At 65.7% G+C, this 23487-nt stretch carries 21 protein-coding genes; 15 read left to right on the forward strand and 6 right to left on the reverse strand.

All coding sequences use genetic code 11. The features are described 5' to 3' along the window. Window positions 1–429 precede the first annotated feature (429 nt). From oxc to DN412_RS27885, 4 genes are all read left to right on the forward strand, one after another. Window positions 430–2169 carry an oxalyl-CoA decarboxylase gene (gene oxc, locus DN412_RS27870; protein ID WP_115214523.1) on the forward strand — a complete coding sequence of 580 codons (1740 nt, stop codon included), beginning with the start codon at window positions 430–432 and terminating at the stop codon, window positions 2167–2169. A gap of 42 nt (window positions 2170–2211) precedes the next feature. Beyond that, window positions 2212–3462 carry a formyl-CoA transferase gene (gene frc, locus DN412_RS27875; protein ID WP_115214524.1) on the forward strand — a complete coding sequence of 417 codons (1251 nt, stop codon included), beginning with the start codon at window positions 2212–2214 and terminating at the stop codon, window positions 3460–3462. Between the two features lie 156 nt (window positions 3463–3618). Continuing rightward, window positions 3619–4056, forward strand: coding sequence for a PAS domain-containing protein (locus tag DN412_RS27880; RefSeq protein ID WP_115214525.1), 438 nt, complete (start codon window positions 3619–3621; stop codon window positions 4054–4056). 280 nt (window positions 4057–4336) lie between these two features. After that, the gene (locus DN412_RS27885) at window positions 4337–5914 is read left to right on the forward strand and encodes an AMP-binding protein (protein ID WP_115214526.1); all 1578 of its coding nucleotides are present in this window, start codon (window positions 4337–4339) and stop codon (window positions 5912–5914) included. Between the two features lie 18 nt (window positions 5915–5932). Here DN412_RS27885 and DN412_RS27890 read toward each other — a convergent pair whose 3' ends face one another. Beyond that, window positions 5933–6736 carry a TetR/AcrR family transcriptional regulator gene (locus DN412_RS27890; RefSeq protein ID WP_244222809.1) on the reverse strand — a complete coding sequence of 268 codons (804 nt, stop codon included), beginning with the start codon at window positions 6734–6736 and terminating at the stop codon, window positions 5933–5935. Between the two features lie 57 nt (window positions 6737–6793). On the opposite strand from DN412_RS27890, the gene DN412_RS27895 reads away from it, so the two are divergent. After that, window positions 6794–7072, forward strand: coding sequence for a type II toxin-antitoxin system RelE/ParE family toxin (locus DN412_RS27895; protein ID WP_115214527.1), 279 nt, complete (start codon window positions 6794–6796; stop codon window positions 7070–7072). Between the two features lie 11 nt (window positions 7073–7083). After that, entirely contained in the window at window positions 7084–7401 is a 318-nt protein-coding gene (locus DN412_RS27900) for a HigA family addiction module antitoxin (RefSeq protein ID WP_078200423.1), read from the forward strand. Between the two features lie 68 nt (window positions 7402–7469). On the opposite strand, the gene DN412_RS27905 is transcribed toward DN412_RS27900, so the two are convergent. Both DN412_RS27905 and DN412_RS27910 read right to left on the reverse strand, forming a co-directional pair. Next, window positions 7470–7775: an HAD family hydrolase gene (locus DN412_RS27905; protein WP_115214528.1), complete on the reverse strand. Its 306-nt coding sequence runs from the start codon at window positions 7773–7775 to the stop codon at window positions 7470–7472. A gap of 104 nt (window positions 7776–7879) precedes the next feature. After that, window positions 7880–8833, reverse strand: coding sequence for a LysR family transcriptional regulator (locus tag DN412_RS27910; RefSeq protein WP_115214529.1), 954 nt, complete (start codon window positions 8831–8833; stop codon window positions 7880–7882). 318 nt (window positions 8834–9151) lie between these two features. On the opposite strand from DN412_RS27910, the gene DN412_RS27915 reads away from it, so the two are divergent. The 5 genes from DN412_RS27915 to fdhF all read left to right on the forward strand — a co-directional run bounded on the left by DN412_RS27915 (window position 9152) and on the right by fdhF (window position 17202). After that, window positions 9152–10075, forward strand: coding sequence for a LysR family transcriptional regulator (locus DN412_RS27915; RefSeq protein WP_115214530.1), 924 nt, complete (start codon window positions 9152–9154; stop codon window positions 10073–10075). Window positions 10076–10210: 135 nt separating this feature from the next. Beyond that, window positions 10211–10429 carry a hypothetical protein gene (locus DN412_RS27920; RefSeq protein WP_078200419.1) on the forward strand — a complete coding sequence of 73 codons (219 nt, stop codon included), beginning with the start codon at window positions 10211–10213 and terminating at the stop codon, window positions 10427–10429. Window positions 10430–11120: 691 nt separating this feature from the next. Next, window positions 11121–12440, forward strand: a complete 1320-nt coding sequence (gene oxlT / locus DN412_RS27925; protein WP_115214531.1) for an oxalate/formate MFS antiporter — start codon at window positions 11121–11123, stop codon at window positions 12438–12440. A gap of 179 nt (window positions 12441–12619) precedes the next feature. Next, entirely contained in the window at window positions 12620–14329 is a 1710-nt protein-coding gene (locus DN412_RS27930) for an NADH-ubiquinone oxidoreductase-F iron-sulfur binding region domain-containing protein (protein ID WP_115214532.1), read from the forward strand. Between the two features lie 26 nt (window positions 14330–14355). Beyond that, window positions 14356–17202 carry a formate dehydrogenase subunit alpha gene (fdhF, locus tag DN412_RS27935; RefSeq protein ID WP_115214533.1) on the forward strand — a complete coding sequence of 949 codons (2847 nt, stop codon included), beginning with the start codon at window positions 14356–14358 and terminating at the stop codon, window positions 17200–17202. 95 nt (window positions 17203–17297) lie between these two features. Here fdhF and DN412_RS27940 read toward each other — a convergent pair whose 3' ends face one another. Beyond that, window positions 17298–17591, reverse strand: a complete 294-nt coding sequence (locus DN412_RS27940; protein WP_078200415.1) for a GYD domain-containing protein — start codon at window positions 17589–17591, stop codon at window positions 17298–17300. A 263-nt stretch (window positions 17592–17854) separates the two neighbouring features. Continuing rightward, window positions 17855–18376, reverse strand: coding sequence for a MarR family winged helix-turn-helix transcriptional regulator (locus DN412_RS27945; protein WP_115214534.1), 522 nt, complete (start codon window positions 18374–18376; stop codon window positions 17855–17857). Between the two features lie 139 nt (window positions 18377–18515). Between DN412_RS27945 and badH the strand changes: the two genes are divergently transcribed. Genes badH through aliA form a run of 4 tightly spaced genes read left to right on the forward strand, consistent with a single transcriptional unit; the run spans window position 18516 to window position 22961 of the window. Beyond that, entirely contained in the window at window positions 18516–19283 is a 768-nt protein-coding gene (gene badH / locus DN412_RS27950) for a 2-hydroxycyclohexanecarboxyl-CoA dehydrogenase (RefSeq protein ID WP_115214535.1), read from the forward strand. A gap of 34 nt (window positions 19284–19317) precedes the next feature. Further along, window positions 19318–20100 carry a 2-ketocyclohexanecarboxyl-CoA hydrolase gene (gene badI, locus DN412_RS27955; protein ID WP_115214536.1) on the forward strand — a complete coding sequence of 261 codons (783 nt, stop codon included), beginning with the start codon at window positions 19318–19320 and terminating at the stop codon, window positions 20098–20100. Between the two features lie 23 nt (window positions 20101–20123). Continuing rightward, the gene (aliB, locus tag DN412_RS27960) at window positions 20124–21275 is read left to right on the forward strand and encodes a cyclohexanecarboxyl-CoA dehydrogenase (RefSeq protein ID WP_115214537.1); all 1152 of its coding nucleotides are present in this window, start codon (window positions 20124–20126) and stop codon (window positions 21273–21275) included. Between the two features lie 42 nt (window positions 21276–21317). Continuing rightward, window positions 21318–22961 (forward strand): cyclohexanecarboxylate-CoA ligase, encoded by a 1644-nt coding sequence (gene aliA / locus DN412_RS27965; protein ID WP_115214538.1) that lies wholly within the window; start codon window positions 21318–21320, stop codon window positions 22959–22961. 189 nt (window positions 22962–23150) lie between these two features. Here aliA and DN412_RS27970 read toward each other — a convergent pair whose 3' ends face one another. Next, window positions 23151–23483 carry a DUF2917 domain-containing protein gene (locus DN412_RS27970; RefSeq protein WP_115214539.1) on the reverse strand — a complete coding sequence of 111 codons (333 nt, stop codon included), beginning with the start codon at window positions 23481–23483 and terminating at the stop codon, window positions 23151–23153. Between the last annotated feature and the right edge of the window lie 4 nt (window positions 23484–23487).

Here is a 23487-nt window from a genome sequence, read left to right on the forward strand (position 1 = left end):
TATGTAATATATCTGAATGCGTGAGCCAGATGATTTCCAGGCTTCGACATGGCCTGGAATTCTGTGTCGATTGCGCATGAATGGCGCGCTTTCAGGAATTACGCTGATTTGGCCGTAGTTGCCTGCAAGATTGCTGCGCTGCACCGACGAAAGTTGAAGTCTTAGTGGAAATTCTTCTTGCGTCGTTCTGATATATCACATACCGTATGTCATCAAGATCAGCTGAAACGATCGGGCGCCGTAAGGCAAACGGGTAGCAACTAGTGACGGGCGAGAAGGCGAGAGAGCCCCGCCCCGTAAAGAATTCAACGAGGAGACCAAGACATGTCCGAAGTCGTCGAAGCCAAGCGGGTCGGGAGCACCGCCGCGGAAGACACCCTGAAATAAAGGAATTCCAACCCCAGTCAATTTGTATATAAGGAAGCAACCATGGCAGAAGTCGGAAACGAGCTGCAGCGTCACGCCACGGAAGAACATCAGGCACAGACCGATGGTTTTCATCTGGTCATCGACGCGCTGAAGCTGAACGGCATCGAAAACATCTACGGCCTGCCCGGCATTCCGGTCACCGATCTGGCTCGTCTGGCGCAGGCCAACGGCATGCGCGTCATCAGCTTCCGTCACGAGCAGAACGCAGGCAACGCAGCAGCGATTGCCGGCTTTCTCACGCAAAAGCCGGGCGTTTGCCTGACCGTGTCTGCGCCCGGCTTCCTGAACGGGCTGACGGCGCTGGCGCATGCGACCACCAACTGTTTCCCGATGATCCTGATCAGCGGCTCGAGCGAGCGCGAGATCGTCGACTTGCAGCAGGGTGACTACGAAGAGATGGACCAGCTGGCCATCGCCCGTCCGCACGCCAAGGCTGCCTTCCGCGTGCTGCACGCTGAAGACATTGGTGTCGGTATCGCGCGTGCCATTCGTGCCGCCGTGTCGGGCCGCCCGGGCGGTGTGTACCTGGACCTGCCGGCCAAGCTGCTGGGCCAGTCGATGGAAGCCGAGAAGGGCCGCAAGTCGCTGATCAAGGTGGTGGATCCGGCCCCGCGCCAACTGCCTGCACCGGACTCGGTCGACCGTGCCGTCGCGCTGCTGAAGAACGCCAAGCGCCCGCTGATCCTGCTGGGCAAGGGTGCCGCGTACGCACGCGCCGACGCGGATATCCGCACGCTGGTCGAGAAGACGGGCATTCCGTACCTGCCGATGTCGATGGCCAAGGGCCTGCTGCCCGATACGCACCCGCAATCGGCCTCGGCCGCACGCTCGTATGTGCTGGCTGAAGCTGACGTGGTGTTGCTGGTCGGCGCGCGCCTGAACTGGCTGCTGTCGCACGGCAAGGGCAAGACCTGGGGTGGTCCGAAGCAGTTCATCCAGATCGACATCGCGCCGACCGAGATGGACAGCAACGTTGCCATCGCCGCGCCGGTAGTGGGTGACATTGGTTCGTGCGTGTCGGCAATCCTCGATAAGGTCGGCAACGACTTTGCCAAGCCGGGCGCCGAGTGGCTGAACGCGGTGGACGAACGCAAGGACAAGAACCTGGCGAAGATGGCCGAGACCCTGGCCAAGGCCAAGGATGTCTCGCCGATGAACTTCCACGGCGCGCTGAACGTGCTGAAGGATGTGGTCAAGGCCAACCCTGGCATCTCGTTCGTCAACGAAGGCGCCAACACGCTGGACTACGCCCGTGCCGTGATCGACATGTACGAGCCGCGCAAGCGCCTGGACGTGGGTACCTGGGGCGTGATGGGCGTGGGCATGGGCTATGCGGTCGCCGCGGCGGTCGAGACCAGCAAGCCGGTGCTGGCGCTGTGCGGTGACAGTGCGTTCGGTTTCTCGGGCATGGAAGTCGAGACGATCTGCCGTTACAACCTGCCGGTCTGCATCGTCATTTTCAACAACAACGGCGTCTACAAGGGTATCGACGTGAATCCGACCGGCGGCCAGGATCCGGCGGTCACGACGTTCGTCCCGGGCGCGCGCTACGACAAGATGATGGAAGCGTTCGGTGGCGTCGGTCACAACGTCACCACGCCGGCGGAACTCGAAGCTGCGGTGAACGAAGCCCTGCGGTCGGGCAAGCCCACGCTGGTCAATGCCGTCATCGACCCGGCTGCGGGCACCGAAAGCGGTCGTCTGACCAATCTGAATCCGCAAAGCTCGGCCAAGAAGTAATTCGCCCGAATTTCACCCCTCTGATCCAATAGGAGAACGAAAGTGAACCTCCCACTCAACGGCATCAAGATCATCGACTTCACGCACGTCCAGGCCGGTCCCGCCTGCACGCAGCTTCTCGCCTGGTTCGGCGCCGACGTGATCAAGGTCGAGCGCCCCGGTTCCGGCGACGTGACGCGTACCCAGCTGCGCGACATCCCGGATGTCGATGCGCTGTACTTCACCATGCTCAACAGCAACAAGCGCAGCCTGACGCTGGATACCAAGAAGCCCGAAGGCAAGAAGATCCTGGAACAGCTGATCCGCGAATCGGACGTGCTGGTCGAGAACTTCGGCCCGGGCGCGCTGGACCGCATGGGCTTCTCGTGGGAGCGCATCAACGAGCTGAACCCGAAGATGATCGTGGCTTCGGTCAAGGGCTTCAGCGACGGCCACCACTATGAGGACCTGAAGGTCTATGAGAACGTGGCCCAGTGCGCCGGCGGCGCGGCCTCGACCACCGGCTTCTGGGACGGCCCGCCGACGGTGTCTGCCGCGGCGCTGGGCGATTCCAACACCGGCATGCACCTGGCCATCGGCATCCTGACCGCGCTGATCGGCCGCGACAAGACCGGCAAGGGCCAGAAGGTGGCCGTGTCGATGCAGGATGCGGTGCTGAACCTGTGCCGCGTCAAGCTGCGCGACCAGCAGCGCCTGGACCGCCTGGGCTACCTGGAAGAGTACCCGCAGTATCCGCACGGCAGCTTCAGCGACGTGGTGCCGCGCGGCGGCAACGCGGGCGGCGGCGGCCAGCCGGGCTGGGTGCTGAAGTGCAAGGGCTGGGAGACCGACCCCAACGCCTATATCTACTTCACCATCCAGGGCCATGCGTGGGAGCCGATCTGCAAGGCGCTGGGCAAGCCGGAATGGATCTCCGATCCCAACTACGCCACGGCCAAGGCGCGCCAGCCGCATATCTTCGATATCTTCAACACCATCGAGGAATGGCTGGCCGACAAGACCAAGTACGAGGCGGTCGACATCCTGCGCAAGTTCGACATCCCGTGCTCGCCGGTGCTGTCGATGAAGGAGATCGCCGACGATCCGTCGCTGCGCGCCAGCGGCAGCATCGCCGAGGTGCCGCACAAGGAGCGTGGCACCTACCTGACGGTGGGCAGCCCGATCAAGTTCTCCGACCTGAAGCCGGAGATCACCGGGTCGCCGCTGCTGGGCGAGCATAGCGACGAGGTGCTGGCCGGCCTGGGCTACGGTGCGGAAGACATCAAGCGCCTGCGCGAGTCCCAGGTGATCTGACGCTGCCCGCCGGCACGTGTGCCGGTGCGTACGCCGGGGCCTCGCGCACAGCGGGCCCCGGCGTTTTTGCTTGCAGCGCCGCCCTGTGGCAGGCTACCTTGATGGCAACGACGGGCCGGCACTGACCGGCGCTGGTGATAACGAGAGGGAATCCCCATGACAGACCAGATCGACCACGCGCAACTGGTGTCCGCCATCGGCGACGCCATCATCATCTCAGACGCCAAGGGCGCCATCACGCTGTGGAACCCCGCCGCCGAGCGCATGTTCGGCTTTACCCAGGCCGAGGCCATGGGCCAGTCGCTCGACCTGATCATCCCGGAGCGCCTGCGCGGGCGGCACTGGGAGGGCTACGACAAGACCATGGCGACCGGCATTACCCGCTATGGCCACGACCTGCTCAAGGTGCCCGCCGTAGACAAGGACGGCAAGTCCATGTCGATCGCCTTCACCGTGGCGCTGCTCAAGGATGCCGGCGGCAACATAACCGGCATCGTCGCCGTGATCCGCGACGAGACCGTGCGCTTCCAGGAGGAGCGGGCGCTGAAAAAGCGGCTGGTGGAGCTGGAAAACCAGGTCAAGGAACAGGCCTGAGGCGCTAGCCTTCTTCGTCATTCCGGGCCGGCCGCCAGCGTGGCAGCCCGGTGGCCAGGCTCCGCTCCTGGCCTTTTCCTGCTTGCGCGGCGGCTCCAGCCAGCGCGGCCGTGCATGTTTCGTTTCTCCCCCCGAGTTTTCCCGAGTAGGTGGCCAGCGAGCGCTTCGAGCGCCGCTTTGCCGTGCCGGACCGCGATCTTTTCGGTACCAAATGCGTTGACTGAGTACCGAATGGCTCCTACATTGGGAGCCCTGACAAGAAGAGATCCGAGGAGACAACATGACCCGTCAAGCTTCGGCTGCCGCGGTGGTTCACGGCGGCGCGACGGTGGGCCAGCTCTACGCGGCCGCACTGCGCGCGCGGCCCGGCGTACCCGCCATCGTCGGCGACGACACCACGCTGAGCTATGAGGCGCTGGCACAGCAGTGCGCTCGCATTGCGCGGCTGTTCGCCGCCCGTGGGCTGGCGCGCCAGGATGCCGTGGCCTTTTTGGTGGGCAACCGCGCCGAAGCGGTCGCGGCCATCATTGCCGCGCAACTGGCGGGGCTGAAGAATGTGTCGCTGCATCCGATGGCGTCGGAAGCGGACCACGCCTTCGTGCTGCAGGATGCCGGGGTGCGGGCGCTGGTGGTGGACAACGCCCGCTTCACGGAGCGGGCGCGCTTGCTGGCGGCCGGCGCCGGCCTGCAGGTCTTGCCGCTGGATGATGGCGAGTTCGGACCTGGCCTTGCGCGCGCGGCGGCTGCGTTTGACGACGCGCCCGTGGTGCCCGGCGACGATCCCACGGAAATCAGCCGGCTGGCCTATACCGGTGGCACCACTGGCCGTTCCAAGGGCATCCTGCATACACACCGGACCACGGTAACGGTGCTGCAGTACATGCTAGCCAGCTACGAATGGCCGGCACAGGTACGCTACCTGGTGACCACGCCGATCTCGCACGCGTCCGGCAGCCTGTTCCTGCCGACGCTGCTGCGCGGCGGCACCATCTACCTGTGCGACAAGTTCAGCCCCGTCGATTTCCTGCGCCGCGTGGCCGAGCATCGCATCAACCTGACCTTCCTGGTGCCCACGCAGATCTATGGGCTGCTCGATTGCGACGGCCTCGACTCGGCCGACCTGTCCAGCCTGGAGCTGGTGCTCTACGGCGCGGCGCCGATCGCGCCGGTGCGGCTGGCTGACGCGCTGCGCCGCATCGGCCCTGTGTTCGGCCAGGTCTACGGCCAGGCGGAAGTGCCGATGTGCATCAGCTACCTGAGCCAGCGCGACCACGATCCGGACAACCCCGAGCGCCTGCGCTCGTGCGGCAAGGTCATTCCTGGCAACCAGGTCAGGCTGCTGGACCCCGAACTGCGCGAGGTTGCGCCGGGCGAGGTCGGCGAGCTGTGCGTGCGCGGCCCGCTGGTGATGGAGGGCTACCTGAACCGGCCCGAGGAAGACGCCAAGGTCTTTGCCGGCGACTGGCTGCATACCGGCGACATGGCCCGCTGCGACAGCGAGGGCTTCCTTTATATCGTCGACCGCGCCAAGGACATGATCATCAGCGGCGGCTTCAACGTGTACCCGAGCGAGGTGGAGCATTGCCTCGCGCTGCACCCGGCCATCTCCATGTCCGCGGTGATCGGCATCCCCGACGCCAAGTGGGGCGAGGCGGTCACCGCCGTGGTCGTGGCCCGGCCCGGTGCCGCGCTCACCGAGGGCGACGTGATCGCCCACGTGACGCAGCACAAGGGCGTGGTCAATGCGCCCAAGCAGGTGGTGTTCGTGGATGAGCTGCCGCTTACCGCGCTGGGCAAGATCGACCGCAAGGCCATCCGCGGCCGCTACTGGGGCGGACAGGAGCGGCAGGTGGCGTGAGCGCGCGCGGGCGCGCCGCTAGGACGTGCGCGCGCCGGCCTCCGGCCGGCACAGCAGGCCATTCAGGATGATCTCGTAGAACTCGCTGAAGGCATCGCCGATCTTCATTCCGGTTTCCTTCAGGAACTGCTGGTTGCGCAGGCGCTGCGCGGCGCCCAGGATTGCTTCGGAAACCAGCCGTGGATTGTGCTGCGCCATCAGCCCTTGCCGCATGCCTGCCTCCAGCAGGCTCTCCAGCCCGCGCACGCGCGCCAGCTGGTAGTCGTCGAATACCGCCCGGCCGCTGTCGATCGTATCCAGGTCCGCCAGTGCCGCCTTGCTCAGTCCCGATGTGTTCAGCGCGGCATGCAGGTAGGCGGATACTGCCCGCGCCGCATCGCTTTCGCGGCGCGCCGCGGCAAAGCCCCTTTCCAGGTTTTCCGCGAGCACGTCGCGGCAGATGCCGACGAACAGTGCTTCCTTGGTCGGCGCGATTTCATACAGGCGCCGCCGTGAGCAGCGCATGCGCTGGGCAATCTCGCCGATGGTCAGTACGGACACGCCTTCGGTGCTCAGCAGCCGGGTCAGTTCCTGGATGAAGTCTTTGTCGGTGCGTCGGGTTGGCATGAAGCGGGTGGCAAGCCAGGCAAGCGCCGGCGCGTGAGGATTGATGCCGAATCTTACGACGACTGCGCCCACATCGGCATGGCAATGGATCCATGCCAGCAGGTATATCGCTATCCCCCATCCCCGATGCGGAATGAGTAATGGCTCAAAAGCAGCCGCCGACAGGGATTCCAGTGTGATTCGGGTGATAGAGTCCGTCCCCGGCAACGCAAGCAAGTTCCTATTGCTTGTATAGCGTATCTATACGCTATACACTCTGCTACCTGGACATCGATGATCAAGAGTTTCGCCCATGCGGGCCTCAGGCGCTTCTTCGAGACTGGCTCCAAGGCGGGAATCCAGCCGCATCACGCGCAGAGATTGCGCAATCAGCTCGGTGCGCTGGATCACGCCACAAGACCTCAGGACATGGGGGTGCCAGGTTGGAAGCTGCACCAGTTGGGCGGCGACAAGTCCGGCCACTGGTCCGTCAGCGTCAATGGCAACTGGCGGCTGACATTCATGTTCGACGGCATCGACGTCATCGTCGTCGATTACCAGGATTACCACTGAAGGACATCATCATGACGCGCATGCACAACCCGCCGCACCCCGGCGCGGTGCTGGCCGACTGGCTCGATGGCATGGACGATATGACCATCACGGCGTTCGCCGAGCACATCGGCGTGACGCGCGCAACGCTCTCGCGCATCCTGAATGGTCATTCCTCGATCACGCCGGACATCGCCATTCGCCTGGAAGAGGCCTTGGGCGCGAGCCGCGAGATGTGGAGCGGCATGCAGATGGCATATGACCTCTGGGTCGCGGCGCAAAAGCCGCGCAAGCGCATCAGGCGGCTGGTCCGTCCGGCAGCCAAGGCAGAGGAGGCCGACCTCGCCTGAGGGGCTTGCGGAACAAACAAAAAAAGCGAGGCCGCTCGCGCGCCTCGCCGTGAACCGATCGGACCCGCTCAGTTGAGATGGCCGACCGCGCGCAGGTATTCGTTCTTCTTCTCGAAGATCAGTCCGCTCAGGAAGGCGGCGTCATAGGCGGCCAGCAGGTGTGCGTGGTGTTCCTCGATATAGCGGGCCACGCGCGCCTTCTCGCATTCGATGCCGCACAGCCATTCATACATTTCGGCGTCCCAGCGGAAGCGCAGGCCCAGCTCGATGAAGGCCGCGTTGTAGGCCGCGAGCTGGGTTTCGCGCGGAATGGCTTGGTTGTCAGTGCCGACGGTGATGGCGGCGTGGCGGCTTTCCTGCTGGACTTGGTTCATGCTGGTCTCCTCGAATGCGCGCTGGCGGTTGGGTTGAGACAAGCATAGGGAGGCTGAACGATTTACGATAATTAAAGTTTCATAGCAAAACCATAAGTAATCGTTTATGTATTCGCGGATGCATTCAGGCGGATCAGTCCTTCCACGCCAGTGATCCGCTCGATCAGCCCGGCCCCTTCCTCCATCAGGAACTGCTTGAACGCGAGCGCCACCGGCGGCAGCCGCTTGTTCTTGCGGTGCACCACATACCAGTTGAGCATGACCGGGAAGCCTTCGATATCCAGCACCACCAGCTTGCCGGCCTGCAACTCAAGGCCGACGGTATGCGCGGACAGGAAGGCGATACCCATATTGGCGATCACGGCCTGCTTGATGGTCTCGGTGCTCTTGATCTCCATGGCGATGCGCAGGTTCGACAGCCGGCCGGCAAAGCCTTCCTGCATCGAGTTCCAGGTATCAGAGCCTTTCTCGCGTGAAACGAATGCTTCATCCGCCAGCTCGGCAAGCGGGATATTGCGCTGGCCCACCAGCGGATGGCTGGGCGCGGCCACGATGACATAGGGGTGGGGGGCAAAGGCCTCGTTGATGGTGTCCATGCCCTCGGGCGGGCGCACCATCACCGCCAGGTCGGTGAGGTTGCCGGCCAGCTGGTGCAGCAGTTCCTCGCGGTTGTGCACGGCCAGGTTCAGCGTCACGCCTTCATGGCGGTCCATGAATTCGGCCAGCAGGCGCGGAAAGAAGTAGTCGCCGGCGCTGATCACCGCGACATTGAGCCGGCCGCCGGAGATGCCCTTGAGCTGTGACATCGCGTCTTCGGCCTCGCGGAACTGCTGGATGATGCTGCGGCTGTAATGCAGCATTTCATGCCCCGCCGGGGTCAGGTAGATCTTCTTGCCGAGTTGCTCGAACAGGGGCAGCCCCACATGGTGCTCCAGCTGCCGCACCTGGGTCGATACCGCGGGCTGCGTCAGGTGCAGTTCCTCGGCTGCGCGTGAAAAGCTCATGTGGCGGGCAACGGTCTCAAAGACCTTCAGTTGCCGCAGCGTGGCGTTCTTCATCCTCGTCCCGTGCGATGTATAAACGATTGATTATATAAACGATAAAAAACTTTATGCAGTGCTGATCTTAGATTCAAGTAGCATCAATTGTCAGATCCGCATGCCTCGCCCCCGAATCCCGCACTCCGATTTGCGTAGGAGCCCGCCACTGGCCACAAGGATGGCCGATAACAACGATGGCTGCCTACAGCCACGAAAAAAATAAAAGGAGACTACCGTGACCGGACTGAACGCAACGGTGCGTGCACCACGACACCCCGCCATGCCTGATGACAGGCTTCGCCTCAGCCACGCCGGCGCCGGGCAGGGGGGCAGGCCATGAATATCTCGCTTCCCCAACTGAAGGCCTTTGCCGCGGTGGCGCGGCACAAGAGCTTTACGCGCGCGGCAGTTGAACTGGGCCTGACGCAGTCGGCAGTCAGCCGCAGCGTGCGCGAGCTGGAAGAGGAAATCGACCAGCGGCTGTTCGACCGCACCACGCGCCAGGTGGAGTTGACCGATGCGGGCCAGCACCTGTCGCAGCGCATCTGCCACCTGATCGAAGAAGTGGAGCAGACCCTGCGCGACAGCCAGAGCGCCAGCCGCCCGTGCCAGGGCCTGGTGCAGATTGCCTCGGACCCGGTACTCAGTTCGATGTCGCTGCCGACCTGGCTGGCCGGCTGCCGGCAAGCGTGGCCGGCGATTGCCATCCACCTGAAGGATCGCTCGCAGGAGTCGGTGTTGCAGAGCGTGCGCAGCGGCGAGGTGGATTTCGGCATCGCGACCGATCCGCGCGCCGGCGACGACCTTTATTGCGAGCCGCTGTGCGTCGATGCCTATCACGCCGTGCTGCCCGCCAAGCACCCACTGGCCCAGCACGACACGGTGGGGTGGGGCGACCTGAGCGATGCCAGCGTGCTGACGCTGGACCAGCAGAGCGGCATGCAGCCCGCGGTGGAGAGGGCGCTCAGCAGTTATCACGTGCGCGCGGGCTCGCTGCAGCTGCTCGGTCATTTCGCGGCAGTGTTCGGCATGGTGGCGCTGGGCCTGGGCATCGGCGTGCTGCCGTCGCGGGCACAGGCTGGCGGCATGCATCCCGCGGCGGTGATGCGGCCACTGCGCCCGCAGGTGACCTCGACGGTCATGCTGGTGCGGCGCAAGAGCCGGTCGCTCAAGCCCAATGCCGCGGCCATCTGGGATGCCCTGCGCGGCCAGGAATACCAGGAGCCGCCTGTCAGCCATCGCGAAACCACCTTGGTGTGAGCCCACCGTCTCATTGAATGTCCGTTGTTGTATTAGTGCAAGCTTCTACTGATATATCACATACAGGATATTTACACATACTGCGGCGCAGCATATAATGAAAACTCCTGATCACAACGCTATTGGAGTTTTCAAATGGAAGTCGCTCTTCTTCTCGCTCTTGGCCTGGGCCTGATTGCTGTCGGTGTCGGCGTGACCACGCTGCTGGCCACGCGCCTGCCGATGGACGTGCTCGTGACCGCGCAGGAGCATGGTCGCTTCGCCGGCCTGGGTTCCAACCAGGAGAGCGACGGCGTGGGCCGTGCCAGCCCGTCGCGCATCGTCCCCGCCGCCGGTGAACTGGCCTACGCGTAAGGCACGCGGACGCCATGCGCCTTTCGCGCTGAACAGCGCCTTTGGCAAGGGTTGTAGCGGCCGGCATCCCTTGTAGCAGTATCAGGCAGCATCCTGCTGTCACACGGTTGGTCCCTGAGTTGCGGCATTTGCCGCGAGCGCGGGGCAGGGTTCTGCGCGAACCTGCGGCCGCCACCATCTTCCTGCCGATCGCTGCCAGCGGTCGCGGCGCGCAATCTTGCCTGCGCCGCCTGCCCCGACTCCCCTGCAGTGCCTGAACGCCCCCTGTGTCATCGTTCTCAAGTTCATACATGCGTCACCAGACATTAATGTATGCATCTAGGGACTTTCCCCAACTGATCGTTTTCCCGGTTTTTCCCGGGCGCGATCCCCGGCATTCTTGCGGATGCCGGCAGCCGGCCGATTGATGTGCCGGCGCAAGGCAACTGCTTGATTTCCAAGGACTCCGGATGTTATCGGGGCAGTCATTGATGCGGTGTGCGCACCAGTCCGGCAGCAGCGCGGGTTGGTCAGGCGTGACGCACCGCGACGCAATGCTGCAGGGCCACGACGAATACGCTTGACTTACCTGATATATCACATACCGTATAGCACTAGAACGGCTCAGCTGTTCTTCGACTGAGAGTCACGCAGAGGCGTCTACAGGCGCCCATCTTCCACCTTGGCGGCATGCCGCTATAAGGAGACATCAATGGAATTGCAGCAGAGGGAGTCCACGTCGCGCTTTGCGTCGCCGTGGGTGCAACTGGTATTCGGCGTGATCTGCATGGCGATGATCGCCAACATGCAGTACGGCTGGACGCTGTTCGTCAACCCGATCGACGAGAAATACCAATGGGGCCGCACCGCGATCCAGGTGGCTTTTACCATCTTCGTTGTGACGGAAACCTGGCTGGTGCCGATCGAAGGCTACCTGGTCGACAAGTACGGCCCGCGTCCGGTGGTGGTGGGCGGCGGCTTGCTGTGCGCCATTGCCTGGGCACTGAATTCGGTGGCGTCCTCGCTGCCTATGCTGTACTTCGCGGCGGCGATCGGCGGCCTGGGCGCGGGCGCGGTGTATGGCACCTGCGTGGGCAACGCGCTGAAGTGGTTTCCCAATCGCCGGGGCCTGGCGGCGGGCATTACCGCGGCCGGCTTCGGCGCGGGCTCCGCGCTGACCGTGGTGCCCATCGCGAACATGATCAAGACTTCGGGCTATGAAGCCGCGTTCCTGTGGTTCGGCCTTGGCCAGGGCCTGATCGTGTTCATCCTGGGTATGGTGCTGTACCCGCCGTCGGCCAAGATCCTGAGCGAGGTCAAGTCCACGCTGAAGGCTGCCGCAACCTACAACGCGTCGCCGCGCGAGGTGCTGAAGTCGCCGATCTTCTGGGTCATGTACGCCATGTTCGTGATGATGGCGGCCGGCGGCCTGATGGCCACCGCCCAGCTCGGCCCGATCGCCAAGGACTTCGGCCTGCACGACGCACCGATCTCTATCCTCGGCCTGACCTTGCCGGCGCTGACCTTCGCACTGACCATCGACCGCGTGCTCAATGGCCTGACGCGCCCGTTCTTCGGCTGGATCTCCGATCATATCGGCCGTGAACGCACCATGTTCTTTGCCTTCGGGGTCGAGGCCATCGGCATCCTGCTGCTGTCCAAGTACGGCCATCACCCGGTTGCCTTCGTGATACTGACAGGCGTGGTGTTCTTTGCCTGGGGTGAGATCTACAGCCTGTTCCCTGCCACCTGCGGTGACACCTTCGGGCCTAAGTTTGCCGCCACCAATGCGGGCCTGTTGTACACCGCCAAGGGCACTGCCGCGCTGCTGGTGCCGTTCTCCAGCGTGATCACGGCCGCCACGGGCAGCTGGCATGCCGTCTTCATGGTGGCCTCCGGCATGGCGGCACTGACCGCGATCATGGCGCTGTTCGTGCTCAAGCCGATGCGCGAAGCCCATGCCCGCAAGTTTGTGCATGCCAATACCTCGGCACCGATGGGCTACCGCACCGTGCCGGAAGACCTGACCTGATGAAGAAAGCAGTACGGCGCCGCGGCGCTGGCAGGACCCGGACGTGGCGGTTGCGATGCCTGCACAGCCGCCACGCCTGGTAGCACAATACGACAACAAGAAAGCGCGACAGGAAGGCAGCCCGCCGGGCGCCTTCCTGATCGCACATCGGAAACCCACAAACAGAATTCAGGCACGCCATGAACCAGGTTGTCATTCCTCTCGAGGCGACGGGGCTCGGCCGGCAGCGCAAGCGCCGCCAGCCCAAGGGCCGGCAGGTCGACGCGGCCGCGCTGGCCGAAGTGCGCGTGGCGCTGGGCGACATGCCCCGCCGGCGCGACCTGCTGATCGAACACCTGCACTGCATCAACGACCGCTACGGCCAGCTGGCGATGCCGCACCTGGTGGCGCTGGCTAGCGAGCTGCGGCTGTCGATGACCGAGGTCTATGAGGTTGCCACCTTCTATCATCACTTCGACGTGGTGCGCGAGGATGCCGACGGACAGATCGCGTCGCCGCCTGCGCTGACCGTGCGTGTATGCGAAGGCATTGCCTGCGAACTGGCAGGCGCGCAGGCGTTGATCGACAAGCTGCCGGCACTGCTCGGCACAGACGTGCGCGTGGTGGCCGCGCCATGCATCGGCCGCTGCGAGAAAGCGCCCGCGGCGCTGGTCGGGCAGAACCCGGTCGACGTTGCGACCGCCGAGGCCATCGACGCCGCCGTGCAGGCAAAGGCCGTGCGCCATGCACCTGAACCCTATATCGATTACGACGCTTACCGGAAGGGCGGCGGCTATGCCTTGCTGAAGTCCCTCGCCAGTGGCGCGCTGGACCCGGCCGCCGTGCTGTGCACGATGGAGGACTCCGGCCTGCGCGGCCTGGGCGGCGCAGGCTTCCCGACCGGACGCAAATGGCGCATCGTGCGGAACGAGCCCGCGCCCCGGCTGATGGCGATCAACCTAGACGAGGGCGAGCCCGGCACCTTCAAGGACCGCGTCTACCTGGAGCGCGATCCGCATCGGTTCCTGGAGGGCATGCTGATCGCGGCGACGGTGGTCAATGTGTCAGCGATCTATATCTACCTGCGCGACGAATATGCCGGCTGCCGCGCGCTGCTGACCGGCGAACTGCGGCGGCTGCAGCAAGACCCGCCCATCCCCGGCCTGCCGAAGATCGAACTGCGCCGCGGCGCAGGCGCCTATATCTGCGGCGAAGAGTCGGCCATGATCGAGTCGATCGAAGGCAAGCGCGGCATGCCGCGGCTGCGCCCGCCCTATGTGGCGCAGGTGGGCCTGTTCGGCCGGCCGACGCTGGAGCACAACTTCGAGACCCTGTACTGGGTGCGCGACATCATCGAGAAGGGCGCCGAGTGGTTTGCCTCGCAGGGGCGCAACGGGCGCAAGGGCCTGCGTTCGTTCTCGGTGTCCGGCCGTGTGAAACGGCCCGGCGTGCACCTGGCGCCGGCGGGCATCACCGTGCGCGAACTGATCGACGAATACTGCGGCGGCATGCTCGACGGCCACGCGTTCTACGGCTACCTGCCGGGCGGCGCGTCGGGCGGCATCCTGCCGGCGTCGATGGGCAATATCCCGCTGGACTTCGACACGCTGCAGCCCTACGGCTGCTTTATCGGCTCGGCCGCGGTGGTGATCCTGTCCGACCAGGACAGCGCCACGCAGGCAGCGCGCAACCTGATGCACTTCTTCAAGCATGAGTCGTGCGGGCAATGCACGCCGTGCCGCAGCGGCACGGCCAAGACGCTGGACCTGATCCGCCAGCCGAAGTGGGACCTGGCGGCGCTGGACGACCTGTCCGCGGTGATGCGCGATGCATCGATCTGCGGACTGGGGCAGGCCGCGCCCAATCCCGTCGACTGTGTGATCAAGTACTTCCCGCAAGAACTGGCCTGATGCCGAGCCGAGCCTGAGAGACAGACATGAATGCACTGACCCGCGCCGAATGCGCGCTTGTCGAATCCTCCGAGCCAGCCGTCACCTTCACGCTCAATGGCCGCGAGGTCTGCGCCCAGCCCGGCGAGAGCGTGCTGAAGGTGGCCCAGCGCGAAGGCTTTGACGTGCCGCACCTGTGCTACAAGGACGGCCTGGAGCCGGCCGGCAACTGCCGCGCCTGCATGGTCGAGATCCAGGGCGAGCGCGTGCTGGCCCCGTCCTGCTGCCGCTATCCCGCCGCAGGCATGCAGGTGCAGACCGAGTCCGACCGCGCCCGCCGCGCCCAGCGCACGGTGCTGGAGCTGCTGCAGTCGGACATGCCCGAGACCGACTACACCCGCCACAACGAGCTGGACCAGTGGGCCACGAAGCTGGGCATCGGCAAGCCGCGCTTTGCCCCGCGCGAGCGCGTGGCGGCGGATGTGTCGCACCCGGCCATCGCCGTCAACCTGGATGCCTGCATCCAGTGCACCCGCTGCCTGCGCGCCTGCCGCGACGAGCAGGTCAACGACGTGATCGGCCTGGCGCTGCGCGGCGACGAAGCCCGCATCGTGTTCGACATGGACGACCCCATGGGCGCATCCACCTGCGTGGCCTGCGGCGAATGCGTGCAGGCGTGCCCGACCGGCGCGCTGATGCCCGCGCGTGACGCCGCGTTGGCGGTGCCTGACAAGCATGTGGACTCGGTCTGCCCTTACTGCGGCGTGGGCTGCCAGCTGACCTACAACGTCAAGGACAACCGCATCCTGTTCGTGGAAGGGCGCGATGGTCCGGCCAACCACGAGCGGCTGTGCGTGAAAGGCCGCTACGGCTTTGACTACGTGCAGCATCCGCAGCGCCTGACGGTGCCGCTGGTGCGCCGCGAAGGCGTGCCCAAGCAGGGCGATTTCGTCATGGACCCGGACCACGTCATGGACGTGTTCCGCGAGGCCACCTGGGAAGAGGCGCTGGCGCTGGCCGGCGGCAAGCTCGCGCAGATCCGCGACACCCACGGCAAGCGCGCGCTGGCGGGGTTTGGCTCGGCCAAGGGCAGCAATGAAGAGGCCTACCTGTTCCAGAAGCTGGTGCGCACCGGGTTTGGCAGCAATAACGTCGACCACTGCACACGGCTGTGCCATGCCTCGTCGGTGGCGGCGCTGCTGGAAGGCATCGGCTCGGGCGCGGTATCGAACCCGGTAATGGATGTCGACAAGGCCGAGGTGGTGATCGTGATCGGCGCCAACCCGACCGTGAACCACCCGGTGGCGGCCAGCTGGATCAAGAACGCCGTGAAGAACGGCACAAAGCTGATCGTGGCCGATCCGCGTCGCTCGGACCTGGCGCGCTTTGCCCATCGCTTCCTGCAGTTCAAGCCCGATGCCGACGTGGCGCTGCTCAACGCGATGATGCACGTGATCGTCACCGAGGGGCTGGTCGACCAGGACTTCATCGACGGCCGCACCATCGGCTTTGACGAGCTGCAGCGCAATGTGGCGGCGTACAGTCCGGAACTGATGGCGCCGGTGTGCGGCATCGAGGCCGAGGTCATCCGTGAAGTCGCGCGGCTGTATGCCACGTCCAAGGCGTCGATGATCCTGTGGGGCATGGGCGTGTCGCAGCACGTGCACGGCACCGACAACGCGCGCTGCCTGATCGCGCTGGCGCTGATGACCGGCCAGATCGGCCGCCCCGGCACCGGCCTGCATCCGCTGCGTGGCCAGAACAACGTGCAGGGCGCGTCCGACGCCGGCCTGATCCCGATGATGTACCCGGACTACCGCCGCGTGGACGATCCGGCCGCGATCGCCAGCTTCGAGGCGCTGTGGGGCATGCCGCTGGACCGCCAGCCCGGCCTGACCGTGGTCGAGGTAATGCAGGCAATCGAGCGCGGCGAGGTGCGGGGCATGTACATCATGGGCGAGAACCCGGCCATGTCAGACCCCGACGCCGAGCATGCGCGCGAGGCACTGGCCTCGCTCGACCACCTGGTGGTGCAGGACATCTTCCTGACCGAGACCGCCTACCTGGCCGACGTGGTGCTGCCGGCCTCGGCCTTCCCGGAGAAGACCGGCACCTTCACCAACACCGACCGCACCGTGCAACTCGGCCGCCAGGCGCTGGATCCGCCGGGGCAGGCGCGCCAGGACCTGTGGATCATCCAGCAGATGGCGGCACGGCTCGGGCTGGACTGGCACTACGCCGGCGTGGCCGAGGTCTTCGACGAGATGCGCCATGCGATGCCCAGCATTGGCGGCGTAACCTGGGAACGGCTGGAGCGCGAGCATGCCGTGACCTATCCGTGCAAGGAGGAGGGTGACCCGGGCGAGCCGGTGATCTTTGTCGACAGCTTCCCGACCGCCACCGGCCGCGGGCGTTTCGTGCCGGCCGATATCATCCCGGCCGCCGAGCGGCCCGACGCCGATTACCCGATGGTGCTGATCACCGGCCGGCAACTCGAACACTGGCATACCGGCAGCATGACGCGGCGCGCCGGCGTGCTGGATGCGATCGAGCCCGATCCGGTGGCGCTGGTGCATCCGCTGGACCTGGACGCGCTGGGCGCCAAGCCGGGCGACGTGGTCACGCTGGCGTCGCGCCGCGGCGAAGTCACGCTCTACGCCCGTGCCGACGCCGGCACGCCGCGCGGGGCCGTGTTCGTGCCGTTCTGCTACTACGAGGCGGCGATCAACAAGCTGACCAACGCCGCCCTGGACCCCTTCGGCAAGATCCCGGAGTTCAAGTACTGCGCGGTGAAAATGGCGCTGGGCGGCGCGGCGCCGGAGCAGTCGAGCTACGGCGGCGGGCAGATCCTGGCGGTGCAGGGATTGCGGCAAGCTGGTGCCGAAGGGGGCTGACGCAGACAGCGTGCAGCTGGGTTTCTCCCCTCTCCCGTTTGCGGGAAAGGGGAGTACCCGGTCGGGCATCCGGAATCGAAAGCACTTGGCAAGCCTCAGCCCATCTTGCCGAGAATGCCCTGCATCTCGTCGCTATTGAAGGCACGCAGGGTTTGCGTGCGCACGTTGCCCGCGGCACCAATGGTCAGCCCGAAGCTGGTCATGGTCTCGTCGTCCGGCGCCTCGACGGTGATCACGATGTCGTATTTGCCCAGCGTCCAGTAGATGTCCTTCATCTGCACGCCCAGGCGCGCCCCCATCTCGCGCACGGCGGCGGCGCGCTTGGTGGTGTCCTTGACGGTGCGGATACCCTGGTCGGTGAAGCTGGCTAGCACGATGTAGCGGGTCATGGCGGGACCTCCGGTTATGGTTGGATCGGTCGCCGTCCCGGCTGTGCGCACGGCGCAATGGGCTGGGGCAGTGGTTCAGGACTTCGGAGTGTGGCGAGGCGCGAATGGCATGGCGCCTCGCCGTTATGCTGCCGATGTCTGAGCAGCGTCGTCCCGACGCATATTGCGCGCCAGTTGGCGCGGCAGGCCGGTATGCGGACCGCGGGCGCGCGGTCGGCAGCTACACCTGACGGGTGTGTTTCAACTGCGATACTGCGCGTGGCTCAGTCCTGCGGGCTGACGCCGTCCACGCTGTCGGGCGTGTCGAGCGCTCGCATGTTGTCCAGCAACTTGAGCAGGTAATGCAGCGTATGCGTCAGGTCATTGGTAGAAAACCCCGTCAACGCCTGCTCGTAATACGCACGAATCTTTGGCTGCGCCTGGTGTAGCCAGACCTCGCGGCCCGGCTCGCTCATCCGTATCAGGCGTGAGCGGCGGTCGCGGCCGTCCGGGGCCAGCGTCACGTGGCCGTCGCGTTCCATCCGGCTGACCAGTCCTGACAGGTTCTGGCGGCTCACCATCAGGTAGCGGGCCAGGTCGCCCACGCTCATGCCATCGGCGGCCTCTGGGCGCGACAGCGCGCCGAGCACGGCCCACTGCTGCGTCGTCAGGCCTTCTGCCTCGACGGCTCGTGATCCCGTTTTATGCAACATATTTGCGCATTGGTACAGCCGGAAGAAAAGCCGGTTGGCCAGTTCCATGCGCGCTGCTGTCGGGAATTCTGCTCCTGATTCGGGGTTAACCATAGTCTTTTCCATAGGATCGGCGTCTTGCGCAGCCGGCAACTGCCACCTATTATAGGTAAATATATTTACCTAATTGGTGGTGCGATGTGACGGCGTCATGGCCGGCACGATAGCACCGGAACCCTGAAAGGAGAACGCTGTGCAAGGATTTGAAGGCAAGACGGTCATTGTGACCGGTGGTGGTGGCGGTATCGGCGGCGCAACCTGTTTGCGCTTTGCGCGCGCCGGGGCTGCGGTGGGCGTGCTCGACCTGAACCCGGAAGCGGCCGAGCGCGTCGCCGGCCAGATCCGCGAGTCCGGCGGGCGCGCGTTGGCGATCCGCTGCGACATCACCGATCGCGCCAGCGTGGATGCCGCGGTGGCGGCGGTGGAGCAGGGCCTGGGCCCCGTGGATGTACTGGTCAACAACGCTGGCTGGGATGTGTTCAAGGCATTCGTGAAGACCGAGCCGGCGCAATGGGAGCGGCTGATCGCCATCAACCTGACCGGCGCGCTCCATATGCACCACGCGGTGCTGCCGGGCATGGTCGAGCGCCGGCGCGGGCGCATCGTCAATATCGCCTCGGACGCGGCGCGGGTGGGGTCTTCCGGCGAGGCGGTCTATGCGGCGTGCAAGGGTGGGCTGGTGTCGTTCTCAAAGACCATTGCCCGCGAACACGCGCGCCACGGCATCACCGTCAACGTGGTGTGCCCGGGGCCGACCGAGACCGCACTGTTCGAGGACTACAAGCAGGGCGCGGGCAACCCGGAGAAGCTGGTCGAGGCCTTTACCCGCTCGATCCCGCTGGGCCGCATCGGCCAGCCCGAAGACCTGCCCGGCGCGGTGCTGTTCTTTGCCGGCGACGACGCCGGCTTTATCACCGGCCAGGTACTGAGCGTGTCGGGCGGCCTGACCATGAACGGCTGAGCCCGCAAGACAACACCACATCACGGAGACCACCATGCAATACGAAGACATCCTGTACGAAGTGCGCAATGGCGCCGCCTGGATCACCATCAACCGCCCGGAAAAGATGAATGCCTTCCGCGGCCGTACCTGCGACGAACTGATCCACGCCATCAACCGTGCCGGCTATAGCCGCGAGATCGGCGCCATCGTGCTGGCGGGCGCCGGCGACAAGGCCTTCTGCACCGGCGGCGACCAGTCCGCGCATGAAGGGCAGTACGACGGCCGCGGCACCATCGGCCTGCCGATGGAGGAGCTGCACAACGCCATCCGCGACGTGCCGAAGCCGGTGATCGCGCGCGTGCAGGGCTATGCCATCGGCGGCGGCAACGTGCTGTGCACGATCTGCGATTTCACCATTGCCTCGGAGAAGGCCGTGTTCGGGCAGGTGGGGCCAAAGGTGGGCTCGGTCGACCCGGGCTATGGCACTGCCTTCCTGGCGCGCGTGGTCGGTGAAAAGAAGGCGCGCGAGATCTGGTACCTGTGCCGCCGCTACCCCGCAGCCGAGGCGCTGGCGATGGGGCTGGTGAACGCGGTGGTGCCGCATGAGCAGCTCGACGCGGAAGTGCAGAAATGGTGCGACGAAATCCTGGACAAGAGCCCGACCGCCATCGCCATCGCCAAGCGCTCGTTCAACATGGACACCGCGCACCAGAGCGGCATTGCCGGCATGGGCATGTATGCGCTCAAGCTCTATTACGACACCGAGGAATCGCGCGAGGGCGTCACCGCCTTCCAGGAAAAGCGCAAGCCCGACTTCCGCAAGTACGCCAAATAAGCCTGGATCAAGCGGAGACAGCCATGAACCCCTATCTTGACGAAGACCTGATGGCGCTGGCGGAACACGCGCGCCGCTTTGCCGATGCGCGCGTGGCGCCCGGCTACCTGGAGCGGGACCAGACCCGCGTGCTGGACCGCGCGCTGATGCGCGAGATGGGCGAGATGGGCTTTATCGGGCCCGAACTGCCCGAGGCCTGCGGCGGGCAGGGCATGGGCTCGCTCGCGGCCGGCGTGATCCACGAAGCGGTGGCGCGCGCCGACCTGAGCCTGTCGTATATCAACCTGCTGGCCTCGCTCAACGGCCAGATCCTGGCACAGCACGCGCGTCCTGACATCGGCGGACCGTGGCTGCAGCGGCTCACGCGCGGCGAAGCGCTGCTGGCGATCGCGCTGACCGAGCCGCGCGGCGGCTCCGACGCGGCCAACCTGCGCCTGCGCATGGAGCGCGACGGCGACGCCTATGTGCTCAACGGCGAGAAAACCTCGATCTCCGCCGCCGACCAGGCCGATGCCGCGGTGGTCTTTGCCCGCACCGGCCCGGTCGATGCCGGCGCGCGCGGCGTCTCGGCCATGCTGGTGCCGATGGACCTGCCGGGCATCACCCGCAACCGCTTCGACTGCCACGGCCAGCGCGCCATCGGCCGCGGCTCGATCTTCTTCGAGAACGTGCGCGTGCCGGCCAGCCACCTGCTGGGCCGGGAAGGCGAGGGCTTTGTGCAGGTGATGCAGGGCTTCGATTTCTCGCGCGCGCTGATTGGCCTGCAGGTGCTGGCGGTGGCGCAGGCCGCGCTGGACGAGACCTGGGCCTACGTGGCGGAACGCCAGGCCTTCGGCAAGCCGCTGTCGGCGTTCCAGGGGGTGTCGCACCCGCTGGCCGACTTCCAGACCCAGGTGACCGCGGCCAGCCTGCTGTGCCTGCAGACGCTGTGGCTGAAGGACCATGGCCTGCCACACACCGCCGAGGCCGCGATGTGCAAGTGGTGGGCGCCCAAGCTTGCTTACGACGTGGTGCACCAGTGCCTGCTGTCCTTCGGCCACGGCGGCTATGACCGCGGCGTGATGGAGCAGCGCCTGCGCGATGTGCTTGGCTTCCAGATCGGCGACGGCACCGCCCAGATCATGAAGACCATCATCGCCCGCGGGCGCGCCGGGCGCGAAGCCGTGCCGGCCTGAAGCAACGGTCGCACGCGACATCGCACAACGAGGAGACAAGCCATGGATTTCGATGCCGTACTGATTGGACCCCGCCGTGCCGCGAGCGTGGCCGCTGGCCACTGGCAAGACCGCACCGTCAACGACTACCTTGCCGCCTGCGTGAGCGCCCGGCCCGACGCGCCGGCGCTGACAGCGGTAAGCCTCGACCGCGGCACCGTGGACCGCTTTACCTGGTCCGAGCTGGCCCGGCTGGCCGACCGGGTGGCGGTGGGGCTCAGCCGCCTCGGCATCGGCGCGCAGGATGTTGTGTCCTGCCAGCTGCCCAACGGCTGGCACCTGACGGTGTTGTACCTGGCGTGCGCGCGGCTGGGCGCGGTGCTCAATCCGCTCATGCCGATCTTCCGCGAGCGCGAGCTGTCGTTCATGCTGGCGCATGCGCAGAGCAGGGTGATGGTAGTGCCGCAGGTATTCCGGAGCTTCGGGCATGCGCAGATGGTGCGGGGTTTGCGCGAGGCATTGCCGGCGCTGCGCCACGTCGTCGTCGCGGGCGGCGATGGCGCGGACAGCTTCGAAGCATTGCTCAGTGGCCCGCGCTTGGAAGATGAGCCCGATGCCGCCAACATCCTGCTGGGCTGCCGCCCGCGCCCTGACGATGTCACGCAGCTGATCTACACCTCCGGCACCACCGGCGAGCCCAAGGGCGTGATGCATACCGCCAACACGCTGTACGCCAATATCGTTGCCTATGCCGGGCGGCTGCGCCTGAACGGGGACGACGTGGTGTTGATGGCCTCGCCGATGGCGCACCAGACCGGTTTCATGTACGGGCTGCTGATGCCCGTGATGCTGGGCGCGCATGCGGTGCTGCAGGACATCTGGGACCCGGCGCGCGCGGCCGCGCTGATCCGCGAGGCGGGCGTCACCTTCACCATGGGATCGACGCCGTTCCTGACCGATCTTGCGCGCGTGGTGACGGAGTCCGGCATGCCCGTGCCAAGCCTGCGCACCTTCCTGTGCGCGGGCGCGCCAATCCCGGGTGCGCTGGTGGAGAGCGCGCGCTCGGCGCTGGGCGCCACGATCGTGTCGGCGTGGGGCATGTCGGAGAACGGCGCGGTCACCACCACGCTGCCGGACGATCCCGAAGCGCGTGCTTCGACCACCGACGGTTGCCCGCTGCCTGGCGTGGAGGTGAGGGTGGTGGACGGCGCCAATGTGGACGTGCCCACCGGCGAGACCGGCCGCCTGCTGGTGCGGGCGTGTTCCAACTTCGGCGGCTACCTGAAGCGGCCGCACCTGAACAGTACCGATGCCGACGGCTGGTTCGACACCGGCGACGTGGCGCGGCTGGATGCGCATGGCTACCTGCGCATTGCCGGGCGCAGCAAGGACGTGATTATCCGCGGCGGCGAGAACATCCCGGTGCTGGAAGTCGAGACCTTGCTGTACCGGCATCCCGCCGTGGCGCAGGTGGCCATCGTCGCCTATCCGGACGAGCGCCTGGGCGAGCGCGCCTGCGCCTTCGTCGTGCCCAGGGCAGGGCAGTCGCTCGACATGGCCGGAATGGTGGACTGGCTCAGGCAGCAGAAGATGGCGCTGCAGTACATCCCCGAGAAGCTGGTCGTGCAGGACGCGCTCCCGGCGACGCCTGCGGGGAAGATCCAGAAGTTCCGGCTGCGCGAGCTGCTGCGCGGCGACCCGGCCTGAGCCAGGCCGCGGCAGCCGTCCTTTCGGGGCTGACCCACGGATCAGGCTCGAGTCCAAATAACGCAGTTAACCGCCATAATCCACCCCCATCAACCAACGCGTGAGCGCGACCAGGCCATCAGGATGGCCGGGCGTCTGTCGGGCGCTGGGAAGGTCCGGTCGCGGTGGCGGAAAGTTCGCCTGAACGCGTTATCGCCCGACGCGCGTGTAGCTGTGGTTATCCGGCGCCAGCCAGCGCCACAACCGATGCCGCCACGCGCCCCCGACCGGTGTGGTGGCAGGCTTGCATCGCGTCATATGCAGGGAAGCGGCCGTGATCGCATACAGGTCGATATGGCCTGCATCGGACAGCGTAACGCACTCGCTTGCCGTCAGCGCCGTGTCCTTCGGGTCGCCATCGCGGATCAGCCACAGTTCGCCTTCGGTACAGCGCACGGCGACGCGTTCGCCAGTGCCGGCCACCAGCCGCAGCGAACTGCGGGCGGGCAGGGTGGCGGTCATGTCATTGCTCACCAGGAACATGATG

Source organism: Cupriavidus lacunae, from assembly GCF_003353055.1.
Lineage (GTDB): Bacteria > Pseudomonadota > Gammaproteobacteria > Burkholderiales > Burkholderiaceae > Cupriavidus > Cupriavidus lacunae.

Bases quoted from the DNA above. Each gene is read 5' to 3' on its own strand.
- oxc (WP_115214523.1), top strand. From the start codon at position 430: ATGGCAGAAGTCGGAAACGAGCTGCAGCGTCACGCCACGGAAGAACAT.
- DN412_RS27880 (WP_115214525.1), top strand. From the start codon at position 3,619: ATGACAGACCAGATCGACCACGCGCAACTGGTGTCCGCCATCGGCGAC.
- DN412_RS27885 (WP_115214526.1), top strand. From the start codon at position 4,337: ATGACCCGTCAAGCTTCGGCTGCCGCGGTGGTTCACGGCGGCGCGACG.
- DN412_RS27895 (WP_115214527.1), top strand. From the start codon at position 6,794: ATGATCAAGAGTTTCGCCCATGCGGGCCTCAGGCGCTTCTTCGAGACT.
- DN412_RS27900 (WP_078200423.1), top strand. From the start codon at position 7,084: ATGACGCGCATGCACAACCCGCCGCACCCCGGCGCGGTGCTGGCCGAC.
- DN412_RS27905 (WP_115214528.1), bottom strand. From the start codon at position 7,775: ATGAACCAAGTCCAGCAGGAAAGCCGCCACGCCGCCATCACCGTCGGC.
- DN412_RS27910 (WP_115214529.1), bottom strand. From the start codon at position 8,833: ATGAAGAACGCCACGCTGCGGCAACTGAAGGTCTTTGAGACCGTTGCC.
- DN412_RS27915 (WP_115214530.1), top strand. From the start codon at position 9,152: ATGAATATCTCGCTTCCCCAACTGAAGGCCTTTGCCGCGGTGGCGCGG.
- DN412_RS27920 (WP_078200419.1), top strand. From the start codon at position 10,211: ATGGAAGTCGCTCTTCTTCTCGCTCTTGGCCTGGGCCTGATTGCTGTC.
- oxlT (WP_115214531.1), top strand. From the start codon at position 11,121: ATGGAATTGCAGCAGAGGGAGTCCACGTCGCGCTTTGCGTCGCCGTGG.
- DN412_RS27930 (WP_115214532.1), top strand. From the start codon at position 12,620: ATGAACCAGGTTGTCATTCCTCTCGAGGCGACGGGGCTCGGCCGGCAG.
- fdhF (WP_115214533.1), top strand. From the start codon at position 14,356: ATGAATGCACTGACCCGCGCCGAATGCGCGCTTGTCGAATCCTCCGAG.
- DN412_RS27940 (WP_078200415.1), bottom strand. From the start codon at position 17,591: ATGACCCGCTACATCGTGCTAGCCAGCTTCACCGACCAGGGTATCCGC.
- DN412_RS27945 (WP_115214534.1), bottom strand. From the start codon at position 18,376: ATGGTTAACCCCGAATCAGGAGCAGAATTCCCGACAGCAGCGCGCATG.
- badI (WP_115214536.1), top strand. From the start codon at position 19,318: ATGCAATACGAAGACATCCTGTACGAAGTGCGCAATGGCGCCGCCTGG.
- aliB (WP_115214537.1), top strand. From the start codon at position 20,124: ATGAACCCCTATCTTGACGAAGACCTGATGGCGCTGGCGGAACACGCG.
- aliA (WP_115214538.1), top strand. From the start codon at position 21,318: ATGGATTTCGATGCCGTACTGATTGGACCCCGCCGTGCCGCGAGCGTG.
- DN412_RS27970 (WP_115214539.1), bottom strand. From the start codon at position 23,483: ATGTTCCTGGTGAGCAATGACATGACCGCCACCCTGCCCGCCCGCAGT.